This is a genomic window from Chroococcidiopsis sp. CCALA 051 (genome assembly GCF_003015105.1).
Lineage (GTDB): Bacteria > Cyanobacteriota > Cyanobacteriia > Cyanobacteriales > Chroococcidiopsidaceae > Chroococcidiopsis > Chroococcidiopsis thermalis.
Genome location: NZ_PYCI01000231.1, coordinates 1 through 4,296, shown reverse-complemented (window position 1 = coordinate 4,296; position 4,296 = coordinate 1). Strand labels below are relative to the sequence as shown.

General features: G+C 45.7%; 3 protein-coding genes. All 3 read right to left on the bottom strand.

Annotated elements, in window-relative coordinates:
* Nucleotides 1-44: 44 nt before the first annotated feature.
* Nucleotides 45-1,676 carry a glycosyltransferase family 39 protein gene (locus tag C7Y66_RS29910; RefSeq protein WP_106548317.1) on the bottom strand — a complete coding sequence of 544 codons (1,632 nt, stop codon included), beginning with the start codon at nt 1,674-1,676 and terminating at the stop codon, nt 45-47.
* Nucleotides 1,677-1,746: 70 nt separating this feature from the next.
* Nucleotides 1,747-3,552, bottom strand: a complete 1,806-nt coding sequence (locus C7Y66_RS29905; protein WP_106548316.1) for a glycosyltransferase family 39 protein — start codon at nt 3,550-3,552, stop codon at nt 1,747-1,749.
* A 312-nt stretch (nt 3,553-3,864) separates the two neighbouring features.
* Nucleotides 3,865-4,296: hypothetical protein (locus tag C7Y66_RS29900; protein ID WP_106548315.1), on the bottom strand; the 432-nt coding region annotated here is incomplete at its 5' end.

Genomic DNA, 4,296 nt, shown 5'->3' with positions numbered 1-4,296 from the left:
GTCCCCGAGTTCCCTCTTGTCCCCCTGCCCTTCTGCTCCTCTACCTACTTGTTTCCATAGGGACGCGGATAGGGTTTGAGGAGGTTTTTTGCTTGGTAGATGTGAAAAGTATCTATAATTGCTCCACCGCGCTTGATGGGTACAGTACCAATCTTTTCAATCGATTGGAAGTAAAGATTGTAGCGATCGAGAAATTTTTGTTCTTGGACAAAAAGATTGTTGGTGACGTACAAAGCATCTTTGCCAATCCACTCATCAGGTTTTGACCAAAATGCGAAACCCCTTAAATCGCGATCGAAGGTTGTCATCGGTGTTGACGCGAGAGGAGCCAAAGCCATTCCTATTTGTCCGGCGAGATAATAACGATTGGTAAACACAAAGCTGGAATTTTGTAAAGCAGAGAGTAAAACTGGCGATGTGGCAAATCCCTGTCGCAACTGCTGAATGTCGAATATTTGGATCGAAGGATCGTCCTCTGGAGGTACAAACCCGCCAAATAGAGCATACTGACTTGGTTTTTGCAAAGTTCCCGTTGTGATGTGCAGCAATGCAAAGAGCAAGAGACTGCTAAGTGTGATTCCCGTTCCCCACAGCCAGCGACGTACCCAGCGAGGACGCGCGATTTTCCAGACTGTTGCTGCTTGCCCTAACAGCAAAGTAGCTCCCCAAAATCCAGGTGTAGCCCAAGTTGGTAAGATTTGTTTGTATCCTCCTAACCAAGTAAAACCTAAAATTAGGGGTAAAGAAACCCAGAGAATTAAGATTTCGCGATCGCTACCAGTCACTATTCCCTGTTCCCCGCTTCCGGTTCTCTTAAACTTCGACCGAGGTAACTTTACGAACAAATTTTTGAAAAATGTCTTTAAGCTGACCCACCACAAAGGAAGTCCTAGTGTGGGAAATAAATAGCCAATTCCAGATAAGAAAGTCACAAATAAATCTACAAAATTGTATCCTCCCGAGGGAATTCCCCGCCGTGATTGAAAGCGAAAAGAAACCCATTCATGCTGGCTATTCCAAATTAAGATGGGAGAAATTGCTAAGCAAAATAATCCTAGTCCGAGCAAAGTCCAAGGAGAATATAAGGCAGAACGATAACGGGAACGAGTCAGACAAAAGCCAACTAATCCTAGTCCTAATATAAACCCGTGATATTTGCTTAAGCAGGCTAAACCAACCAGTAAGCTCAGGATTGCCAAGCGATAGCTAGGTTGGTATCTTTTAAGTCGAGCTTTTTCTTGTTTATTTGGAAAAAACTCTTGGCTAGCGCAGTATAAACTAGCCGTCCAAAAAAAGATTAAAGGACTATCTGGTAAAGTTAAAACACCAAAACCGATCTGAAAAATGGGGACGAGGGAAGCGATCGCGAGGGCAAAGATTCCGGCTGAAGGCGAAAATAATCTCGCTCCAGTTAAATAGAGTAAAAATAGAGAACCTGTATGTAAGATTAACGCTCCTAATCGAATAGTAAATTGGGAGACTTCCCCTGTTAACCAGCTGCCAAAACCAGTCATCAGAGCCACTAAAGGCGGATGATCGAAATAGCTTAAATCTAAATTTACCGTGTAGAGAAAGTAATAAGCTTCGTCAAAACCAGGATAAAGCAAAAATGCAATGATTATCCTAAATATCAGTCCTCCAATTAATAAAGCAGCTACTTTTTGGTCATTAGTCATTTGTTATTTGTCATTTGTCATTTGTCATTTGTCATTTGTCATTTGTCAGCGACCAATTACCCATTACCCATTACCTAACTCGAAGTAATTGATAGATTCCAGCCTGACTAATTGGTTCGGATTGCTGAGGTGACAAGCCTGTTTTAGAGAGAGCTTTACTAGGGGCAATTAATAGCACAGACTTGGTAGCAGACTCTTGTTTGCTCAGTAGTTGTTGAATTTTGCGCGAAGTGCGGGACGATCGCAGAACGTATGTAACGGGATGTTGAGTATAAAATACTAAACTGGGTTTGGGAAATCCCTTAGACAGCATAACTAATTCTTCCCCAGGCTGGCGGACTTGGTTGACAGCTTGGGCTAATTGACGTAAAGGGAGTTGTCGTTCGAGATCGACTAAATGAGAGAAGGGGAATGCTACAAAAATCAAAAAGGCAACAAATCCAATTAAGTTGACTCCCCAGAGGCGATGATGCTGGCGTTTGAGTACCAAAATTAAACAGGCGATCGCGCTGCTTAGCCAAATCGCTGCTCCCATAATTGGTAAAGTTGCCTGTTGTATGCGTGCGCCAATATTAGGCATAGAAGGATCGTCTTCTAACCAGTTGGGGCTGTAGTAGCAGGCAAATGCGAGAACAATCAAGAAAATTAGGTTGGCAATGCAACTGAGTTTAAATCCCCACCCAGGACGGCGAAAACTTTGCGTTTGAGCAATGCGATCGCTCCACCATAAAGCCACAATAATGCTAGCCGCAGGCATTAATGGCAAGGTATAGCTGAAATATTTCGTTGCCGCAATGGTAAAGAAGCCCAACACTCCCACAAACCAGAATACGGCAAATAAGCCGAGATGGTGCGATCGCGGTCGATCTTGCCAGTGCTGGCGCTGTAAAGGCTGAATGCGGGCGATCGCCACTGGTAAATAAATCGACCAAGGAGCAAAACCTAATAAAACAACAATAAAGTGAAAATACCAAGGTCCCTGGTGTTCGTTGACGACGCTGGTAAATCGCTCGAAATTGTGAACGCCAAAGAAAGAATCAATATAAGCTTCACCATTTGCCAACGTGACGAGAATATACCAAGGTACGGTAATGGCTAACACCAGCGCCATCCCGCGCAACCAGGACATTTCTCGCAACACTTCTCTAACTTTGCCTAGATAAAACAAAAAGCTGAAGATAATCAATCCTGGCAAGACAATTCCCACTGGTCCCTTAGTTAAAATCGCTAAGGCAATCAGAATGTAAAAAGTGAGATACCATCGCGATCGCACCTTTGGCAATTCTGTTTGAGCGTAACCTAGAAAAAAAGCAAACAGTCCGCCGCCAAAACAAGCGCTCAATAACATATCTGAGTAGCCCAAGCGCCCGAAGAAAAAAGTCAAGGGATGAAGGGCGAGCATAGTTGCCCCTAAACCCGCCGTCAGCCATAATTGACTCGGACTAGAGAGCCGATTTTTCACTGGCAGAAATTCTTTTTTTGCCCTGGCTGCAATGCCATAACGCTTCAGGACGTAAAAACAAAAACTAACTAAACACAATCCCGCGATCGCTGAAGGAAGTCGCGCCGCCCATTCGTTGACTCCTAAAGCGTGAAAGGCGATCGCGATCGACCAATATATCAGAGGTGGTTTATCAAATCGCGTCTCGCCATTGAAATAGGGCGTGATCCAATCTCCCGTCACTGTCATTTGGCGGGCAGCTTCTACAAACAAAGGTTCTGTCTCATCCAGCAGCCCGTTGCTACCCAAGCGCCAGAAAAAAGCCATTCCTCCTAGTAGCAACAGCCAGATAATAGCCAACAGCCAAGCTAAGGCTGTCCGATCCGATCTGTTTTGCAGCCAATGGTCGAGGCTGCGAGCCAAACTCAGTTTCATGCGATCGCGCAGTCAAACGACTCGTATGAGTGGTCGTGTTTAATTGTAGTAGGGAGTGGGGTGACAGTGACCAGTGACCAGTTATCAGTGACCAGTGACCAGTGACCAGTGACCAGTAAATAGGGTGTGGGGTGTGGGGTGTGGATAATGGGTAATGGGTAATGGGTAATGGGTAGTTGGTAGTTGGTTAAAAAGTGGTACGTGGTGCGTGGTGCATGGTAGTTTTGCTCCCTCAGCTCCCTCAGCTCTCTTATCTCCCTCAGCTCCCTCAGCCCCCTGGGCTCCCTCAGCTCTCTTATCCCGACTCCCGATTTAAGGCTGTAAAACTAACTGCCACTCAGAAGTTTGCCGATCTAAAACTGGTGCTGGTGTCTCGCCTACGATATATGGACCCCAATAACGACGCGATCCATCTTCGGCGAAAGCGACAACCACATCTCCTTTTTTCAGTTTTAGGCTGCCTTGAGGTAGGGATAAGATTAATCCTTGGCTGCTACCTTCTCCAGGTGCAAAGTCCCAGTGGATGGGTTCGCTGTATTTGTCCTTACTAGCTGTAGAACTCGTTCCAGGCTGTTTTGTCAGTAGTGCGACGCGCAAAGGTTGCTCGCTTTGATTGCTAACGCGCAAAGCCCCAGGAACGGGTGCTGCGGTTGGTACTTGTGGGGTTGACTGGGATATGGTTGTCTGTTCTAGCGATCGCTCTGATGGGGTAGAGGCGGGTGAAACAATGGCAGTACTGTTAGT